We start from the raw sequence: 16,148 nt of genomic DNA, 5'->3' as shown, positions 1-16,148 counted from the left end.
CGCCTCTCCATATCATCGCCAGCGATGCGGCGACCGTGATTATTCAATAAATTATATCATTTTGCCGGAACAAACGCCATGGCCGCCTCGCTTGACAGCCCCGCCGGCCCTGGCATACCCTTCGGGAAAACCCCGCGCCACGTCACGCCACGCAGAGGAGGCCCACAAAAAATGATCGACTTCCAGCCGCGCAAGCCCTGGACTTTTTTCAGCCTGAGCCTGGCCGTGGCCCGCGCGCCGCGCCAGCGTTTCGCCGCCCTGGCCGGCCAACGCTCCCTCGCCCCGCCGCTGGCCTATCTGGCCGTGCTGTGGTTGCTGATCGCGGCGCTAAGCGGGTTGACGGCCTTGGCGGGCGGCCCGGCCGTGCAATGGCTGGCGTTGGCCTGGGGCCCGTCGTGGCATGGCGGGTTGGCCCTTTGCCTGTGGCTGTCGCTACGGCTGATCCAGCACGACGCGCCGCTGGGCCGTTGCCTGCGCATTGTTTTTTATGGCATGTGGCCGTGGCTGCTGTCGGCAATGGCGCCGCTGTTGCCGGGCCTGGCGGCCGAAGCCGTGGTGGTGTTGCTGGCCGTGTTGATCCTGGGCTACATCTACGCGGGGTTGATCGCCGCCTGCGACCTGAGCGCGCCCCTGGCCGTGGCCTGTTTGATCATCTGCCTGGTGCTGATGGCCATCGCGGCCGCCGTGGCCGGCCAGGCCGGGGCGCGGGTCTGGTAGCGCCCCGCCTCAGGCCGGCAGGACCAGGGTGAACGTGCTGCCCTGGCCCGGCGTGGACTCCACCTCCACCCGGCCGCCGTGCTTCTGGGCGATGTGTTTGACGATGGCCAGGCCCAAGCCGGTGCCGCCCATCTGGCGCGAGCGGTCCTTGTCGGCCCGATAAAAGCGTTCGAAGATGCGGCCCAGATGCTCCGGGGCGATGCCCGCGCCGCTGTCCTTGACGCTGATGCGCGTCTGGCCCTCGGCCTCGGTCAGGGCAAGCGTGACCTTGCCGCCGCTTTCGGTGTACTTGATGGCGTTGTCGAGCAGGTTGAGCACCGCCTGCTCCAGGTGCCGGCGGCTGGCCATGATGCGCAGGCTCTCCTTGGGCAACTCGCGCTCCAGCTCCACGCCGCGCTCCTCGGCCAGCTCGCCCACCGTGGCCAGGACGCTGTCGGCCAACGAGGCCCCGTCGATCGCTTCCTTGACCAGTTCCTCCCGGCCCGACTCCATGGCCGCCAGATCCAGCAAATCCTGGGTCAGGCGCTCCAGCCGGCTGGCGTTGCGGGCGATCATCTCGACAAAGTGTTTGGCGTAGTGCTGATTCTCCAGCGCCCCACCCAGCAGAGTCTCCGACGAGCCACGGATGGCCGTCAGCGGCGTGCGCAACTCGTGCGAGACGTTGGCCACGAAATCACGGCGCACTTCCTCCAGACGCTTGCGCTCGGTCAAGTCGTGGAACACGGCCACGGCCCCGGCCTGGGGCGCCGAATCGGGCAGACGCACGACCTGGGCCTCCAGAAAGCGCGGCGCACGGCTGAGGGTGCGAAACTCGGTGCTGACGTGACCCTCGCCACGGCGCACCTGGCGGATGGCGTCGAGCACCTCGGGGTTGCGCACGAACTCGCTGAGCTGCATGCCAATGGGCATGCTGGGCAGGTCCAACAGCGTCATCAGGGCGCGGTTGGCGATCATCACCCTGCCATCGCGGTCGACGACCATCACGCCCTCGACCATGCCTCGCAACATGGCCTCCAGCCGATCGCGGGCGGCGGTGATGTCGTCGATGCGCGCTTGCATGTTGTCGGCCATGCGGTCGAAGGCCCGGCCCAGGTCGCCGATCTCGTGGCCGGGGTATTGCCGGAAACGGCGTTGCAGGTCGCCGGCGGCGATGGCCGTGGCCACGGTGGTCATTTTCTTGAGCGGCCGCGAAAAACCACGCGCCACCATATAAGCCATGCCCAGCGACAACAGCGCCCCCAAAAGCACCGCGCCCATGATCAGCCGCTGGAGTTGGCTGAGGGTTTTTTTAACGCTGGAGAGCGACAGGGCCAGCCGCACCACCATCAGCGGACGCGTGCCGTCGCCCAGGCGCTTGGCCGCATACATCAAGTCGGTGTCGAGGGTGGAGCTGTAGCGCACCGAAACGCCCGAACCGCCCTCCAGGGCCTCGACCACCTCCGGGCGCATGCCGTGGTTGTCCAGCTTGGCCAGGCCGGCCAGGGGCACATCCGAATCGCCCAACACCAGCCCGGCCGGCGAGATCAGCGTCACCCGCGCGCCCAACTTGCCGCCCAAGGCGTCGGCCAGGCGGTCGCCGCCCAGCAGGCCGTCGTCGGGGTTGTAGCGGTCGAGGACGATCTCGCTCAGCAACACGAGTCGCTGCTTCATTTCGTCCTCGACCTGGCGCATCATCTCGCCACGTAGCGAACGCTGCAACACCACGGTCACGAAAATCAGCGTGCACACCACCACCACCAGGCAGCCCAGCAGCAACCTGTTCTGGAATGTCATCCTGATGGCCATGGTCACTCCTTGTAGCGATAGCCGATGCCCCGGATGGTCTCGATGTCGTCGCTCAAGGGGCCGATTTTTTTGCGTAACCGGCGCACATGGGTGTCGACGGTGCGGGCGTAGCCGTCGTATTCGTAGCCCCAGACGTGCTCCAGAAGCTGCTGCCTGGTCTGCACGCGGCCGGCGTTGGCCACCAGATGATGCAGGAGCTTGAACTCGGTGGCGGTCAGGGCGACCATTTCGTCGTCGATGCGCACTTCGAAGCGGTCTGGGTGGATAACCAGCGCGTCTTTGCGCAAAGGCGCGCTCTGTTCCTCCGGGCCGGTCTGCCGTCGCAAAATGGCCCGCACGCGCAAGACCAGTTCGCGTGGGCTGAAGGGCTTGGCCAGATAATCATCGGCCCCCAGTTCGAAGCCGACGATGCGGTCGGTCTCGCTGGCCAGGGCGGTGAGCATCAGCACCGGGATGCGCCTGGTGTCGTCACCCTGCTTCAGGCGGCGGCAGACTTCCTGGCCCTCCAGGCCCGGCAGCATCAGGTCCAACACCAGCAGGGCCGGCTTTTTTTCCTTGGCCAGGCGCAGGCCGTCCAGGCCGTTGGTGGCCTTGATGACGTTGAACCCGGCTTGGCGCAGATTGAACTCGACCAAGTCGATGATGTCTTGTTCGTCCTCAACCACCAGAATGGTCGATGCGTTCATCGCGTTTGCTCCAAAAGCGCGGCCAGCGGCGCTCGCTGTTTGATCACAAAGGCCCCACGGCCACGTCGTCCTCGCCGCCGTGGCGCACGATGCGCCCCTCGACCAGGAAGAACGCCTCCTCGGCGATGTTGGTGGCCTCGTCGCCGATGCGCTCCAAGTGCCGTGAGGCCAGGATGTACTCCACGCCACGGCGGATGAGCCGGTGTTCGTCGGTCATCCACTGAATCATTTCCTCAAGGAAAACCCGGTACATGGTGTCCAGGTCGTCATCGCGGACAATGACCTTGCGGGCCAGGTCCAGATCCTCGCGCATGAAGCTGTCCAGGGCCTGGGAGCCCATCTCGCGGGCGATCTCGGCCATGGTGCGAATGGTGCCCGGCACCGTCGATGGATGCAGTTCGCAGAGGACCAGGGCGCGCTGGGCGATGTTCACCGCCTGATCGCCCATGCGCTCCACCGCCGAGCAGGCCTTCAGCGCCGAGGCCAGAAAGCGCAGATCCACCGCCACCGGCTGATAAGTGGCCAAAAGGGTCAGGCAGGACCGGTCGATGGCGTTTTCCAGCAAGTCGATGCGCCGGTCGCCGCTGATCACCCGCTGGGCCAACTGGCTGTCACGCTTGGACAAAGCCTCGATGGACCACAGCAGCGCCTCCTCGACCAAACCGGCCATCTTGACCAAGTCTTCCTTGATCTGCTGCATTTGCCTGTGAAACTGGGTGACGCTCATAAATTTTTGCTTTCCGTCCTAATCTCAACCAAAACGTCCGGTAATGTATTGTTCGGTCCTTTGCTGGCTGGGCCGGGTGAAGATGGTCTCCGTGGGGCCCTTTTCGACCAGTTGCCCCATGTAGAAAAACGCCGTCTGGTCGGAGACCCTGGCCGCCTGCTGCATGTTATGGGTGACGATCACCACGGTGTACGATTCGCGGAGCTGGCCGACCAACTCCTCGATGCGCGCCGTGGCGATGGGGTCCAGGGCGCTGGTGGGCTCGTCCATCAAGAGCACTTCGGGCTGCACGGCCAGGGCCCGGGCGATGCACAAACGCTGCTGCTGGCCGCCGCTGAGGGCCAGGGCCGAGTTTTGCAGGATGTCGCTGACCTCGTCCCACAACGCCGCCGCCTTGAGCGAGCGCTCAACCAGGCTATCCAGTTCGGTCTTGTTCTTCACGCCGATCAAGCGCGGCCCATAGGCCACGTTTTCGTAGATCGTCTTGGGAAACGGGTTTGGCTTCTGGAAAACCATGCCCACCCGCCGGCGCAGCTGCACGGCGTCAACATCGGGACCATAGATGTCCTGGCCGTCCAGGAGCACCTTGCCCTCGACCCTGGTGCCCAAAATAAGGTCGTTCATGCGATTGAACAGCCGCAGGAACGTGGACTTGCCACAGCCGGAAGGGCCGATGAGCGCCGTGACCTGGTTGCGCAGGATGTCCATGGACACCTCGCTAAGAGCGCAACTCTTACCATAATAGAAATTCAGGTCCTTGACTTCTATAACTATCTCTTGCGTGTTCACCATTTTCTTTTCTTACGCATCCTGGTCCTGATGATCACCGCCACCAGGCTCAAGCCCAGGACCAGGGCGATGAGCACCAGCACCGTGCCGTATTGCAGGGGCCTCGTTTGTTCGATATGCGTGCCAGCGGTGGCCAGCACGTAGACGTGGTATGGCAGGGCCATCACCTCGTGGAGAGGCGAGGTTGGCAGGTGCAGGGTGTAAAAAGTGACCGCGGTGAACATGATCGGCGCGGTCTCGCCGGCGGCGCGGCCCAGGGCCAGGATGCTGCCGGTGAGGATGCCCGGCAGGGCGGCGGGCAGAACGACCTTGTAGATGGTCTCCCAGCGGGTGGCGCCCAGGGCCAGCGAGGCCTCGCGGAAGGTCGGCGGCACCTGGCGCAGAGCCTCCTCGGATGCGCCGATCACCGTGGGCAGCACCAAAAGGCCCAGCGTCAACGAGCCGGCCAACATGCTGATGCCCATGCCGAAAAAGCCCACGAACAGCGCCAGGCCGAACAGGCCGAAAACCACGCTGGGCACGCCGGCCAGGTTCTGGATGCCCAGGCGCACTATCTGCAACAAGCGGCCGTCGCGGGCGTATTCGCTCAGATAAATGGCCGCGGCCACGCCCAACGGCAGCGAGACCACGATGGCCCCGATGGTCAGGTAGAGCGTGCCGACGATGGCCGGGAAGATGCCGCCCTTGGTCATGGCGTCACGAGGGGCCTCGGTGAGGAACTCCCAGCTGATGGCCCCAGCCCCCTGGATCAGCAGGAAGATGATGATCCCGCCAAGGGCCCCCAGCACCACCAACACCGAAAGGCGCAGCAACGAAAAGGCGACGGTCTCGCGCAGCTTGCGCGCCGCCGGCGAAATTCTGCCTTTCATAGCGTGGACGATCCTTTTTGTTGGTATTTCTTGCTGATCCATGCCGCGACAAGGTTGAAGCCCAGCGTCATCATGAACAGCACGATGGCGATGGCGAACAAGGCGTGATAGTGGGCCGAGCCCACCGGCGTCTCGCCCATCTCGGCGGCGATGGTCGCCGGCATGGGCCGCACCGAGTCGAAGATGCTAGAAGGTATCTGCGCCGCTCCGCCGGCCACCATCAACACGACCATCGTCTCGCCCATGGCCCGGCTCATGCCCAGGATCACCCCCGTGCCGATGCCGCTGAGCGCCGCCGGCACCTGCACCTTGCGCAGGGTCTCCCAGCGGGTCGCGCCCAGGGCCAGGGAGGCCTCGCGCAGGTCGCCGGGCACCGCGCGCAGGGCGTCCTCGCTGATGCTGGTGATGGTGGGGATGGCCATGATCGCCAGCATCAACGAAGCGCTGAGGATGTTGAGCCCGCTGGGCACATCCAACCATCTTTGCAGCTCCGGGGCGATGATGACCATGCCCACGAAGCCCAGCACCACCGAGGGCAGGCTGGCCAGCAGCTCCACGCCGGGCTTGATGATCTCGCGGGCGCGGTGACCGGCCACCTCGCCGATGTAGAGCGCCGCGCCCACGCCCAGCGGCACGGCGATGGCCGAGGAGACCAGCGTCACCGACGCCGAGCCGACGATCAGCGGCAAAATGCCCAGATCCGGCGGCTCGTAGGTGGGATACCAATAATGGCCCAGCAAAAAATCGCCAAGGCTGACCGCGCCTAGGACGCCGGCGCCTTCCGAGAACAAAAACACCACGATCAGGCCCATGACCAGAAGCGAGAACAGGCCACAGAAGATGAATACGCGCCTGATCCAGACCTCGCGCTCGGGGCCGCCATTGGAGGCGATTGAAGCTTGTGGCAAAGTCCGCAACTCCATGGCCTCGCCATCGTCGATCACGGCGGAATCGGCCTGAGAAACAGTTGTCATCTTTCACTCCAGGCTAAAGCATTTCGCCTGTCGCCGCGTCAAAAAACGTCGTGGTTCTCCGCGCCGACCCGGCGGCGCATCGACTCGTTGGCCGCAATTTTGGCCATGGCTGATTTCAGGCAAGTGACCGAATTGTTACAATGGCGTGACAAAACAGAAACGGCCCCGAGCGCTCGCGCCCGGGGCCGTTATTGCCGATTAAGGCCGGCTATCCGAAGGTCTAGCCTAGACTAGAACTTGAAGATGGCCTCGATGAACAGGGTCTGGAAGTCGTTGGTGGCGCCCTGCATCTTGTCGTCGATGTTCTCGCCGTCGAAGTAGGTGACCTTGAACAGGCCGTACTTCCACGCCTGGTAGCTCACACCCAGGGCCCAGGTCTTCTCGTTGACGTAACCGGAATCGCTGTCGGAGATGAAGCCCGGAGTGGCGTTGCCCTCGACGTCCTTGTACCAGAAGTCGGCGCCGAACTGAGCGTACTTGGCGCCGATGCCAGCGCCCCACGCGGTGTCGGCGCTGCTGTAGGGACCCTCGGCGTCGGTGTTGTTCACGTAGTGACCCCAAGCGTTGACGGCGCCCTGCTCGCTGAACTTGTAGCTAGCCTTGGCGATGAAGTCCCACACCTTGAACTGGCTCATGCGGGTGCTGCCAGCCTGGGTGTAGGTCGGGTTGCCGTGAATGGCGGGGGGCAGGTAGCCGGGGTTGCCAAGGTCCTGCCAGTCGGTGTAGCTGACGCCAGCCTCGGCCTTGAAGGCGTCGAAGTCGGCGTTCAGGCCGATCTGGCCAGCGTAGGCGTAGATGTTCTCGTCAGCTTCGCCGGGCTGGTAGACGGTCATGACCGTGCCCAGCACCCAGGGCTGAATCTTGCACTCCTTGAACAGGGTGGCCTTCAGGAACGCGCCCTCGGGCACCACGTCCTCGTCCCAGATCACCTTGGAGGTCAGGAAGGGATTCTTGACCTTACCAACGCTCAGGTCGATGGCCTTCTGGGGAACGAAGCTGGGGGTGTACTTCACGTACGCCCGGTCGATGCCCCAGCTGCTGAACTCGCCGAAGTAGTTGCCGTTGGTCTGGTTGGTGCTGGTGCCGTCGGAGTCGGAACCGGTAGCCATGCGCAGGCCGACCTCAACGTCCTCGTGGATCTGGCTCTCGACGCCGAAGCGCAGGCGGGTGCGCAGGCGATCGTTGCCGTCCTTGGACTTCTTGTTCAGGTCGTCGAAGCGGGTGGACTCCCAACGCAGGCGCAGGTCGCCACTGAACTTCATGCGCTCGACCCAACCAGGCAGCTTGACTTCCTCGGCCGGGGCGGCCTGCTTGACCTGGACCTGATGCAGGTCGGTCTTCAGGGTGTTCAGGGTGCTCTCCAGCGACTTGATCTTCGCCTCGAGCTCGGCCTGGGTGGCGGCGTTGGCCACGCCCACGCTCAGGGCCAGGCCCAGAGCCAGGGCGGCGACGCCGACCATTTTGGTAAACTTATACATGCCTTTTTCTCCTTTTTCCGTTAACCAACCCTATCAAACGGCCAAAGCGACGTTTAGCGTCGTTTTGGCCATACCGGCAGGTGCCCGCCTGCCGGTATGGTTCAGATTATAGAGCCAATCGCTAACCCGGGCAAGTTTTCTCGAAACTTTTTTAGCGAACCGGGACAAACCCTTCTTCACCCGCGATCTTCTGACCTTCGGCGCCCATCACGAAGTCGATGAAGGCCTTGACCGCGCCGGTGGGCTCGCCGTTGGTGTACATGTAAAGCTCGCGGCTGACCGGGTAGCTCTTGTCACGGGCGGCGTCGCTGGAGGCGGCCACGCCGTCGACCGTCAAGCCCTTGAGATCCTTGCTGAGATAGCCGATGCCCACGTAACCGATGGCGTACTTGTTGCTGGCCACGGCCTGGGCCACCGCGCCATTGCTGGCCTGGAGCTGGGCGTCGGGGCGCACGCGCTCCTTGTGCAGGACCAGTTCGTTCCACACCTCGAAGGTGCCCGAGCTGGAGTCGCGGCTGATCACCACGATGGGGCCGTCATCGCCACCGACCTCGCTCCAGTTTTTGATGGCGCCGGTGTAGATGTCCTTGATCTGGGCCTTGGTCAGGCCGGTTACCTTATTGGCGGGATTGACCACCGGGACGATGCAGTCCAGGGCCACCACGTGCTTGACCAGCTTGACGCCCTTTTCATCGGCCCGCTTGATCTCTTTGTCCTTGGCCGCCCGCGAGCTGTCGGCGATGTCGATGCTGCCCTCGACCAGGGCCTTCAGGCCGTCGCCCGAGCCGGTGCCCGAAACGGAAATCTCGGCCGCGCCGGGGTTGGTCTTCATGTAGACCTCGGCGGCCTTCTGGGCGATGGGCAGGACGGTGGTCGAACCGCTGATGCTGATCTTGTCGGCGGCCAGGGCCGCGCCGCCAAGCAGCATAACGCCGGCGGCGGCCAGGCAAATCACGCTCTTGATCAGAGATTTTTTGCGCATAACTGAAACTCTCCTTGGTTTGCATTTTGTCACCAACGACCGCCCGCGGATGCTTCCCGCCCGCGTCGTTAGGGCAAATGTAGGAGGATTTTGTTACAGCGCGGTTACGGGCTAAAGACAATTGCTTTGCAATGTCAATAGGCTGCGCTCGGCAAAAAACAATTATCCACCCGCGGCGCCGCTTGCGATGACGCCCTTGGCCTTCATTATAAAAGATCGCCGGCGATGGAAAAAGCAAAAGCGCCCCGATAAGTGAAAAAACGCACGCCGTGGCCTCAGGCCGGCCAGAGCCGCGGCGCGGGCGGCAGATCCACGGCCGCGGGCAGGCCCGGCAGCGACCGCGCCGCCAACACGGCGTCCCACACAGCCAACTGGGCCAGGCGGCCGGCCATCACGCCCAGGCCGATCAGGTCGACCGCCACCTCGCCCCGCGCCAGCACGCAGACCAGGTCGCCGTCGACCTCCGAATGCACCGGATCGATGCAGCGGGCCAGGCCACCCTGGGCCACCGCCGCCACCTTGCCGGCGGCGGTCTTGTCCAGCCGGGCGTTGGTGGCGATGGCCACCAGGGTGGTGTTCTGCGGCGGGGCCACGGGTTGATAGGCCCCGCCGGCCATGAAATGGCGCGCGGCGTCGACGAAGCTGGCGGAATCCGGCGCCAGACGCGCCCCGGCGATAATGCGGCCCTGTTGGTCGATCACGTCGCCAAAGGCGTTGACCACCGCCAGCGCGCCCAGGCGCAGATCGCCCACGCGCAGCGACGCCCCGCCCAGGCCGCCCTTGCAGGCCCGCGACGGGCCAAAGAGCTTGCCGATGCTGGCCCCGCAGCCGGCCCCCACGTTGCCGCGGGTCATGGGGCCGGCGCTGGCGTTTTCGCAGGCCTGGCGGCCCATCTCCGGGCCGGGGATGACCCGCCCGCCGGTCAGGCCCAGGTCGAAGATCACCGCCGCCGGCAGGCTGGGCAGGCGATAGGGCCCGGACTGATTGCCCAGACCGTGCTCCACCAGCCAGCGCAACGCCCCGTCGCTGGCGGCCAAGCCAAACGAAGACCCGCCCGTGAACAGCACGCCCTGCACCGCCCGCACCACGTGCCCCGGCCCCAGCCCGTCCATGCCCCGCGTGCCGGCCGCCCAGCCGCCGATGGCCACGCCGCCCACCGCCCCTTCGGGGCAGAGCAGCACCGTGCAACCGGTGGGCCCCCGCTCGTCTTGGGCGTGGCCGACCAAGAACCCCGGCACGTCGGCCGGCGAACCCTGCCTGTCGATTTCCGGCCAATTCGTCACTTGCGCTTCTCCTTTGGAGCACTGATACTCTTACGCCAGGCCGGGCCTGTCAAGCCGGCGTTGGCAATCGGTTTGACTTTGGCGGCTATTTGGGCAATCCTATTAGTGGGCCGGCGGCTGGCCGACCAGACTCCGAACGGGACGGGGCCGCCCAGCTCCGATGGCGTGGGCCGCCGCGCCGGGCCAAAGACCATGACCGCGTTGACCGAGGCGCCGCCCCGGCCGCCATGGGCCATGGCCGCCGACCACCGGGCAAAGCCGTGGCCGGAGCATAAGCTTAAGGAGACCTGATGGCGGAGTTTGTCGCAGAAATCAACCCACAAAACATCACCGAAGCCGAAATGGTCGTGGCCATCCCCTCCTATCGTGAGGCCAAGCTGATCGGCTTCCCCGCCGAACAAGCCGCCTTGGGGCTGCAAAAGTTTTTTTCCGACAAATCGTGCGTGCTGATCAACTGTGACAACGACTCGGACGACGGCACCCGCGAGGCGTTCATGGCCGCCGACACCGGCGACGTGCCCAAGCTGTATCTCTCAACCCCGCCGGGCGTGCGCGGCAAAGGCAACAACTTCCACAACCTTTTCAGCAAAGTCCTCCAACTCAAGGCCAAGGCCGTGGTGGTGGTCGACGCCGACCTGAAGTCGATCACGCCCCAGTGGATCAAGCACCTGGGCGAGCCGTTATTCAACAATTTCGGCTATGTGTCGCCGCTGTACGTGCGCCACAAATACGACGGCACCATCACCAACTCCATCGCCTATCCCTTGACGCGCAGCCTTTATGGCCGCCGCGTGCGTCAGCCCATCGGCGGCGATTTCGGCTTTTCGGGCGAGCTGGCCCGCATTTATCTGGCCAGCCCCACCTGGAGCGAGGCCGTGCGCAACTTCGGCATCGACATCTGGATGACCACCGTGGCCATGAACAGCAACACGCCCATCTGTCAGGCCTTCATGGGCCGGCCCAAGATCCACAAGCCCAAGGATCCCGGCTCTGACCTGGGGCCCATGTTCAGCCAGGTGGTGGGCACCATCTTCGATCTGATGCAGCACAGCACCGGTTTCTGGATGCGCGTCAAGTGGTCGCGGCCCACGTCCATTTACGGCTTCGGCCTGGGCGAGGTGGAGTTGCCGCCGCCGGTCAAGGTCAGCGCCGAAAAACTCCTGGACAATTTCCGCGCCGGCTTCGCCCGCTACGCCGACCTGTGGCGCGAGGTGCTATCGCCCGATAGCATGAACAAAATAAACGAAATCGCCGGGTTGCCCGACAGCCGCTTCGACTTCCCGACCCAGGTTTGGGCCACCTTGCTCTACGATTTCGCCATCGCCCACAAAAACAACGCCATCGACCGGCAGGAGCTTCTGGCGTCGCTGATTCCGGTATACTTTGGCAAGACCTTGTCGTACGTGCGCAAGACCGAGCGCATGACCATCCAGGAAGCCGAGGAATTCATCGAAAACGAATGCATGGTCTTCGAGGAGACCAAGCCTTACCTGCTGGAGCGCTGGGGCGCCTAGGGTCTGTTGAGGGTAAAGCCATGGCCAAGATTTTGATTGTCGACGACGAAGAGCACATCCGTTTTCTTTACGCCGAGGAGCTCACCGACGAGGGCTACGAGGTCGCCACGGCCGACAGCGGTTTCGAGATCCTCGAACGCATCGAGCGCGAAAAGCCGGACCTGATCATCCTGGACATCAAGATGGTCGACTACAACGGGCTGGACATCCTGCAAGACATCCGCAACAAGTTCTACGACTTGCCCGTCATCCTCTGCACGGCCTACGACACCTTCAAGGAGGACATGAAGTCCATCGCCGCCGACTTCTACGTGATCAAGTCCTTCGACCTGACCGAGCTGAAAAGCAAGGTCAAGATGGCCCTCGAGGCCTCGGTGCCCAAAGCCTAAAGGGCGCGGGGCCAGCGATGTTTTTGCGCACCGTCCGGCGTGGGTTCGCGCCGGACGGCTTTTTGTGGGCCCCTAGACCACCTCGTCGACCACCGACCCGCCGCATGGTTCGACGGGCGCGGGCTCGGGCGGTGGCGGGTCTTGCGGCGGCGGCGGGGCCGTTTCCTGGGGCGGCGGGGCCGGCTGTTCGGCCGGGGCCTGGCTGGGCGCGACTTGGTTGGGATCAAATTGCACTGGCATGATATAATCCTCCGTTTATATTTTTAGGGCGAGGCCCCCAAAAGTCAAGGCGTGGCGCCGGCCCGCCGCGGGCCGCCAGTGATTGTTGGACCATGATTGGCAGGAAAGGATAACGACGGTTGGACCCCGATTCCCGACGAAGTTTCATCGAAAGGCTGCGCGGCAAACTGGGCTTGACCCGTCAAAGCGCACCGCAGCAATTGGAACGCGAAATCGCCGGGTTGGTTGACCAGGGCGAGGCTCAAGGCTTTATTTCGGCCGACGAGGGCGAGATGATCGAGGCGGTCTTGGATCTGGCCGAGACCACCGCCGGACAGATCATGGTGCCACGTATCGACATCGCCACCGTGGCCGAGTCGGCCAGCGTCGAGGAGGCGATTCGGGTGATCATCGAGTCCGGCCACTCGCGCATCCCCCTGCACGGCGCGGACCTGGACCACATCCACGGCATCGTCCACGCCAAGGATCTGCTGCCCTTTTGGGGCCGCCCGTCCGAGGAAGTCAACCTGCTGCGCATCTGTCGCAAGCCGTTTTTCGTGCCGCTGTCGATGAGCGTCAACAGGCTCATGGCCGAATTTCGCAAACGTCGCGCCCACTTGGCCGTGGTCGTCGACGAATACGGCGGCACGGCCGGCATCGTGACCATGGAAGACGTGCTGGAGGAGATCGTCGGCGAGATCGTCGACGAATACGACCAGGAGCAGCCCATGCTCGAGGAGCAGCCCGACGGCGCGCTCCTGCTCGACGCCCGCCTGGAGGTGGAGGATCTGGCCGACCACCTGGGCGTGGAGTTGCCCACCGAACTGCCCGAGGGCCGCTTCGAGACCATGGGCGGGCTGATCACCACGGCCCTGGGCCGGGTGCCCAAGGTCGGCGAGGAGATCGTGGTGGGGCCTCTGCGCATGGTCATCAAGGAGGCCGACGAGCGGCGGGTGACCAAAATCATGGCCGCGTTGGAGCAATCGCCCGTGGCGGCGGCCAGCGGAGACTAGATCATCGTGAAATTTCTCGCCGCTTGGCGGCCTCCCTTCTGGGCCGTCGGCGCGGCCGCCATCGGCGGGCCGCTGACCGCGCTGGGCTTTCCGCCCCACGACATCTGGCCGCTGACCCTGCTGGGCGTGGCGCTGTTGGCGTCGTTTTGCTGGCTGCTGCCGGCCCGCCGGGCCTTTGCCGCGGCCTGGCTTTTTGGCCTGGGCTGCGCCATGGGCATGGTCTGGTGGCTGACGGTGGCCATGACCCTGCACGGCGGCATGAGCGCGCCGGCGGCCTGGGCCGTCTTGGCCCTGTGCATGGCGGTGCTGACGTCCTACCCGGCCCTGGCCGTGGGCCTGGCGGCCTACGCCCGTCAGGCCGGCCTGAGCCCGCTTTTCTGCGCGCCACTGGCCTGGGTGGGCGGCGAGTGGCTGCGCGGCGTGCTGCTGACGGGCTTTCCCTGGCTGCCCCTGGCCAGCGGCCTGACCGGTCGGCTGGAGTTGGCGCAGACGGCGGAGTGGTGGGGCGCCTCGGGGGTTTCGTTTTTGCTGGTGTTGACGGCGTCCTTGCTGGCGCGGGGTCTGGCCCCGCCCCTGGCCCGGCGCGCGCTGCCTGGCCGACGCGAGTGGGCGGCGCTGGGCGCGGCGCTGGCGCTCGTGGCCGGCGGCTGGCTGTGGGGCCAGGCGCGCATGACGCAAGTGGCCACCCAATGCGCGGCCGCGCCCAAGCTGGTCGTCGGCGTGGTCCAGCCCGACGTGGCCATCGAGCGCCTGTGGCGAGCCGATGAGCGCATGGCCATCATCGGGGCTCAGGCCGCGCTCAGCCGCCAGGCGTCCGCCGCGGTCGACGGGCGGCGGCCCTGGCTGGTCGTCTGGCCCGAATCATCGACGCCGTTTTACTTTGCCCACGAAGACCCCGGCACCAGCGAGGTGCTGGACCTGGCCAGGGAGTTGGACGCCTTTGTCATGCCGGCGGCCCTGGGCCTGGCCCGCCGCCAGGGCAAGGCCATGACCAGCAACCGCGCCTGGCTGGTGGGCCCCGACGGCCGGATCAGGGGTTATTACGACAAGGCTCATCTGGTGCCTTTTGGCGAATACGTGCCCCTGGGCGAGGTGCTTTTCTGGGTGCGAGCCCTGGCCCAGATCGGCGGCGATCAGGCCGCCGGCCGGCCGGGCGTGCTGCTGGAGGCCGACGGCGTGAAAATCGGCGCGTTGATCTGCTACGAATCCATCTTCGCCTACCTGGGCCGGGCCCAGCGCCTGGCCGGGGCCACGCTGCTGGTCAACCAGACCAACGACGCCTGGTACGGCCCCAGCGGCGCTTCGGCCCAGCACATGAGCCACCTGGTCTTTCGCTGCATCGAAAACCGTCTGGCCTGCGCCCGCTCGGCCAACACCGGCGTCAGCGGCTTTGTCTTGCCCGACGGCCGCATGGCCGGGCTGACCGACATCTTCCAGCCGGCCTGGCGAGTCATGGCCCTGCCCCTGGCCGGCCCCGAAACGACTTTTTTCACCCGCCACGGCGACCTGGTCGGGCCCATCTGCGCCGGGGCCATGCCCCCGCTGTGGGCCGTGGCCTGGCTGAGGCGGCGACGCGACAAAAGGAGAAGCGAAAATGCATGAGGAAATGCGCCAAAAGCTGGCCGAGCTTCGTCAACGCCTGGGCGTGATCCAGGAGTATCTTTGACCCCGAAAGCAAGACCAAGCGCCTGGCCGAGTTGGACAAGATCGTGGGCGCTAACGATTTCTGGGAAGACCAGAACGCGGCCAAGGCCGTCATGCGCGAACGCACCGACCTGGCCCAGAGCCTGGAGGAGTTGGACGCCCTCAACCGGAGCATGGAAGACGCCGAGGTGCTTCTGGAACTGGCCGTCGAGGAAGACGACGCCTCGCTGACCGCCGAGATCGACCAGGCCCACGACGCCCTGGAGCGGCAGATCGGCCGCTTGGAGGCGGCCCGCCTGCTGGGCGGCCCCGACGATCACCGCGGGGCCATCCTGGCCATCAACGCCGGGGCCGGCGGGGCCGACGCCCAGGACTGGGCCCAGATGCTCACGCGCCTCTATGGCCGTTACGCCGAGCGCCAGGGCTTCCAGGTCGTTGAGCTGGACTTTCAGGCCGGCGACGAGGCCGGCGTGAAAAGCGTGACCATGGAGATCAACGGCCCCCGGGCCTACGGCCTGCTCAAGGGCGAAAGCGGCGTGCATCGTTTGGTGCGCATCAGCCCCTTCGACGCCTCGCACCGCCGGCACACGGCCTTCGCCTCGGTCTACGTCTCGCCTCAGGTCGACGACGACATCGAGATCGAGGTCAAGGACGCCGACATCCGCATCGACACCTACAGGGCCTCGGGCGCGGGCGGCCAGCACGTCAACAAGACCAGCTCGGCCGTGCGCATCACCCACTTTCCCACCGGCGTGGTGGTGCAGTGCCAGAACGAAAAGAGCCAGCACCGCAACAAGGACATGGCCATGAAAGTCTTGCGGGCCCGGCTCTACGAGCTGGAGATCCACAAGCGCGAGGCCGAAAAGCGCGAGGTCCACGCAAGCCACCAGGAGATCGCCTGGGGCAGCCAGATCCGCTCGTACGTCCTGGCCCCCTATCGCCTGGTCAAGGACCATCGCACCGGCGTGGAGGTGGGCAACGTCGACAGCGTGCTCGACGGCCAGTTGGACGATTTCATCCAGGGTTACCTGTTGTGGCGCTCGGGCCAGGGCGGCGCGGCCAAGGCCGGCCATGACTAA

Annotated in this window: 16 protein-coding genes; 6 read left to right on the top strand and 10 right to left on the bottom strand. The window is 65.3% G+C overall.

The window, feature by feature from the left end:
• The first annotated feature begins 171 nt into the window (after positions 1–171).
• The gene (locus DEBA_RS05330) at positions 172–717 is read left to right on the top strand and encodes a YIP1 family protein (protein ID WP_013257890.1); all 546 of its coding nucleotides are present in this window, start codon (positions 172–174) and stop codon (positions 715–717) included.
• Between the two features lie 9 nt (positions 718–726).
• On the opposite strand, the gene DEBA_RS05325 is transcribed toward DEBA_RS05330, so the two are convergent.
• The 9 genes from DEBA_RS05325 to DEBA_RS05285 all read right to left on the bottom strand — a co-directional run bounded on the left by DEBA_RS05325 (position 727) and on the right by DEBA_RS05285 (position 10,290).
• Entirely contained in the window at positions 727–2,502 is a 1,776-nt protein-coding gene (locus tag DEBA_RS05325) for a HAMP domain-containing sensor histidine kinase (protein ID WP_013257889.1), read from the bottom strand.
• A gap of 2 nt (positions 2,503–2,504) precedes the next feature.
• Positions 2,505–3,188, bottom strand: coding sequence for a response regulator transcription factor (locus DEBA_RS05320; RefSeq protein ID WP_013257888.1), 684 nt, complete (start codon positions 3,186–3,188; stop codon positions 2,505–2,507).
• A 43-nt stretch (positions 3,189–3,231) separates the two neighbouring features.
• Positions 3,232–3,915, bottom strand: a complete 684-nt coding sequence (gene phoU, locus DEBA_RS05315; protein WP_013257887.1) for a phosphate signaling complex protein PhoU — start codon at positions 3,913–3,915, stop codon at positions 3,232–3,234.
• 24 nt (positions 3,916–3,939) lie between these two features.
• Positions 3,940–4,707 (bottom strand): phosphate ABC transporter ATP-binding protein PstB, encoded by a 768-nt coding sequence (gene pstB / locus DEBA_RS05310; protein WP_013257886.1) that lies wholly within the window; start codon positions 4,705–4,707, stop codon positions 3,940–3,942.
• Positions 4,701–5,573: a phosphate ABC transporter permease PstA gene (gene pstA / locus DEBA_RS05305; RefSeq protein WP_013257885.1), complete on the bottom strand. Its 873-nt coding sequence runs from the start codon at positions 5,571–5,573 to the stop codon at positions 4,701–4,703. Before pstA ends, pstB begins: the two co-directional genes overlap by 7 nt.
• On the bottom strand, positions 5,570–6,547 hold the full coding sequence (gene pstC, locus DEBA_RS05300; protein WP_013257884.1) for a phosphate ABC transporter permease subunit PstC: 978 nt from the start codon (positions 6,545–6,547) through the stop codon (positions 5,570–5,572). The genes pstA and pstC overlap by 4 nt, the downstream gene beginning before the upstream one ends.
• Before the next feature lie 230 nt (positions 6,548–6,777).
• Positions 6,778–8,025: a putative porin gene (locus DEBA_RS05295; protein ID WP_013257883.1), complete on the bottom strand. Its 1,248-nt coding sequence runs from the start codon at positions 8,023–8,025 to the stop codon at positions 6,778–6,780.
• 151 nt (positions 8,026–8,176) lie between these two features.
• Entirely contained in the window at positions 8,177–9,007 is an 831-nt protein-coding gene (locus tag DEBA_RS05290) for a phosphate ABC transporter substrate-binding protein (protein ID WP_013257882.1), read from the bottom strand.
• 275 nt (positions 9,008–9,282) lie between these two features.
• The gene (locus DEBA_RS05285) at positions 9,283–10,290 is read right to left on the bottom strand and encodes a P1 family peptidase (RefSeq protein WP_013257881.1); all 1,008 of its coding nucleotides are present in this window, start codon (positions 10,288–10,290) and stop codon (positions 9,283–9,285) included.
• Positions 10,291–10,580: 290 nt separating this feature from the next.
• Between DEBA_RS05285 and DEBA_RS05275 the strand changes: the two genes are divergently transcribed.
• Together DEBA_RS05275 and DEBA_RS05270 are read left to right on the top strand one after the other, a co-directional pair.
• Positions 10,581–11,804 carry a glycosyltransferase family protein gene (locus DEBA_RS05275; protein WP_013257880.1) on the top strand — a complete coding sequence of 408 codons (1,224 nt, stop codon included), beginning with the start codon at positions 10,581–10,583 and terminating at the stop codon, positions 11,802–11,804.
• A 20-nt stretch (positions 11,805–11,824) separates the two neighbouring features.
• Positions 11,825–12,193, top strand: a complete 369-nt coding sequence (locus tag DEBA_RS05270; RefSeq protein WP_013257879.1) for a response regulator — start codon at positions 11,825–11,827, stop codon at positions 12,191–12,193.
• A 72-nt stretch (positions 12,194–12,265) separates the two neighbouring features.
• On the opposite strand, the gene DEBA_RS18330 is transcribed toward DEBA_RS05270, so the two are convergent.
• Positions 12,266–12,433 carry a hypothetical protein gene (locus DEBA_RS18330; RefSeq protein ID WP_013257878.1) on the bottom strand — a complete coding sequence of 56 codons (168 nt, stop codon included), beginning with the start codon at positions 12,431–12,433 and terminating at the stop codon, positions 12,266–12,268.
• A 200-nt stretch (positions 12,434–12,633) separates the two neighbouring features.
• On the opposite strand from DEBA_RS18330, the gene DEBA_RS05265 reads away from it, so the two are divergent.
• From DEBA_RS05265 to prfB, 3 genes are all read left to right on the top strand, one after another.
• Positions 12,634–13,425: a hemolysin family protein gene (locus tag DEBA_RS05265; RefSeq protein ID WP_148227793.1), complete on the top strand. Its 792-nt coding sequence runs from the start codon at positions 12,634–12,636 to the stop codon at positions 13,423–13,425.
• 6 nt (positions 13,426–13,431) lie between these two features.
• Positions 13,432–15,027, top strand: coding sequence for an apolipoprotein N-acyltransferase (lnt, locus tag DEBA_RS05260; RefSeq protein WP_013257876.1), 1,596 nt, complete (start codon positions 13,432–13,434; stop codon positions 15,025–15,027).
• A protein-coding gene (gene prfB, locus DEBA_RS05255) for a peptide chain release factor 2 (RefSeq protein WP_187288593.1) occupies positions 15,020–16,148 on the top strand; the annotation gives its coding sequence in 2 pieces (ribosomal slippage) (positions 15,020–15,088 and positions 15,090–16,148; 1,128 coding nt in all). Before lnt ends, prfB begins: the two co-directional genes overlap by 8 nt.

The sequence above is a fragment of the Desulfarculus baarsii DSM 2075 genome, assembly GCF_000143965.1.
Taxonomy (GTDB): Bacteria; Desulfobacterota; Desulfarculia; order Desulfarculales; family Desulfarculaceae; genus Desulfarculus; species Desulfarculus baarsii.
The sequence above is the reverse complement of the archived record's forward strand: the minus strand, read 5'-3'. Positions and strand labels throughout refer to the sequence as shown.

Bases quoted from the DNA above. Each gene is read 5' to 3' on its own strand.
- DEBA_RS05330 (WP_013257890.1), top strand. From the start codon at position 172: ATGATCGACTTCCAGCCGCGCAAGCCCTGGACTTTTTTCAGCCTGAGC.
- DEBA_RS05325 (WP_013257889.1), bottom strand. From the start codon at position 2,502: ATGGCCATCAGGATGACATTCCAGAACAGGTTGCTGCTGGGCTGCCTG.
- DEBA_RS05320 (WP_013257888.1), bottom strand. From the start codon at position 3,188: ATGAACGCATCGACCATTCTGGTGGTTGAGGACGAACAAGACATCATC.
- phoU (WP_013257887.1), bottom strand. From the start codon at position 3,915: ATGAGCGTCACCCAGTTTCACAGGCAAATGCAGCAGATCAAGGAAGAC.
- pstB (WP_013257886.1), bottom strand. From the start codon at position 4,707: ATGGTGAACACGCAAGAGATAGTTATAGAAGTCAAGGACCTGAATTTC.
- pstA (WP_013257885.1), bottom strand. From the start codon at position 5,573: ATGAAAGGCAGAATTTCGCCGGCGGCGCGCAAGCTGCGCGAGACCGTC.
- pstC (WP_013257884.1), bottom strand. From the start codon at position 6,547: ATGACAACTGTTTCTCAGGCCGATTCCGCCGTGATCGACGATGGCGAG.
- DEBA_RS05295 (WP_013257883.1), bottom strand. From the start codon at position 8,025: ATGTATAAGTTTACCAAAATGGTCGGCGTCGCCGCCCTGGCTCTGGGC.
- DEBA_RS05290 (WP_013257882.1), bottom strand. From the start codon at position 9,007: ATGCGCAAAAAATCTCTGATCAAGAGCGTGATTTGCCTGGCCGCCGCC.
- DEBA_RS05275 (WP_013257880.1), top strand. From the start codon at position 10,581: ATGGCGGAGTTTGTCGCAGAAATCAACCCACAAAACATCACCGAAGCC.
- DEBA_RS05270 (WP_013257879.1), top strand. From the start codon at position 11,825: ATGGCCAAGATTTTGATTGTCGACGACGAAGAGCACATCCGTTTTCTT.
- DEBA_RS18330 (WP_013257878.1), bottom strand. From the start codon at position 12,433: ATGCCAGTGCAATTTGATCCCAACCAAGTCGCGCCCAGCCAGGCCCCG.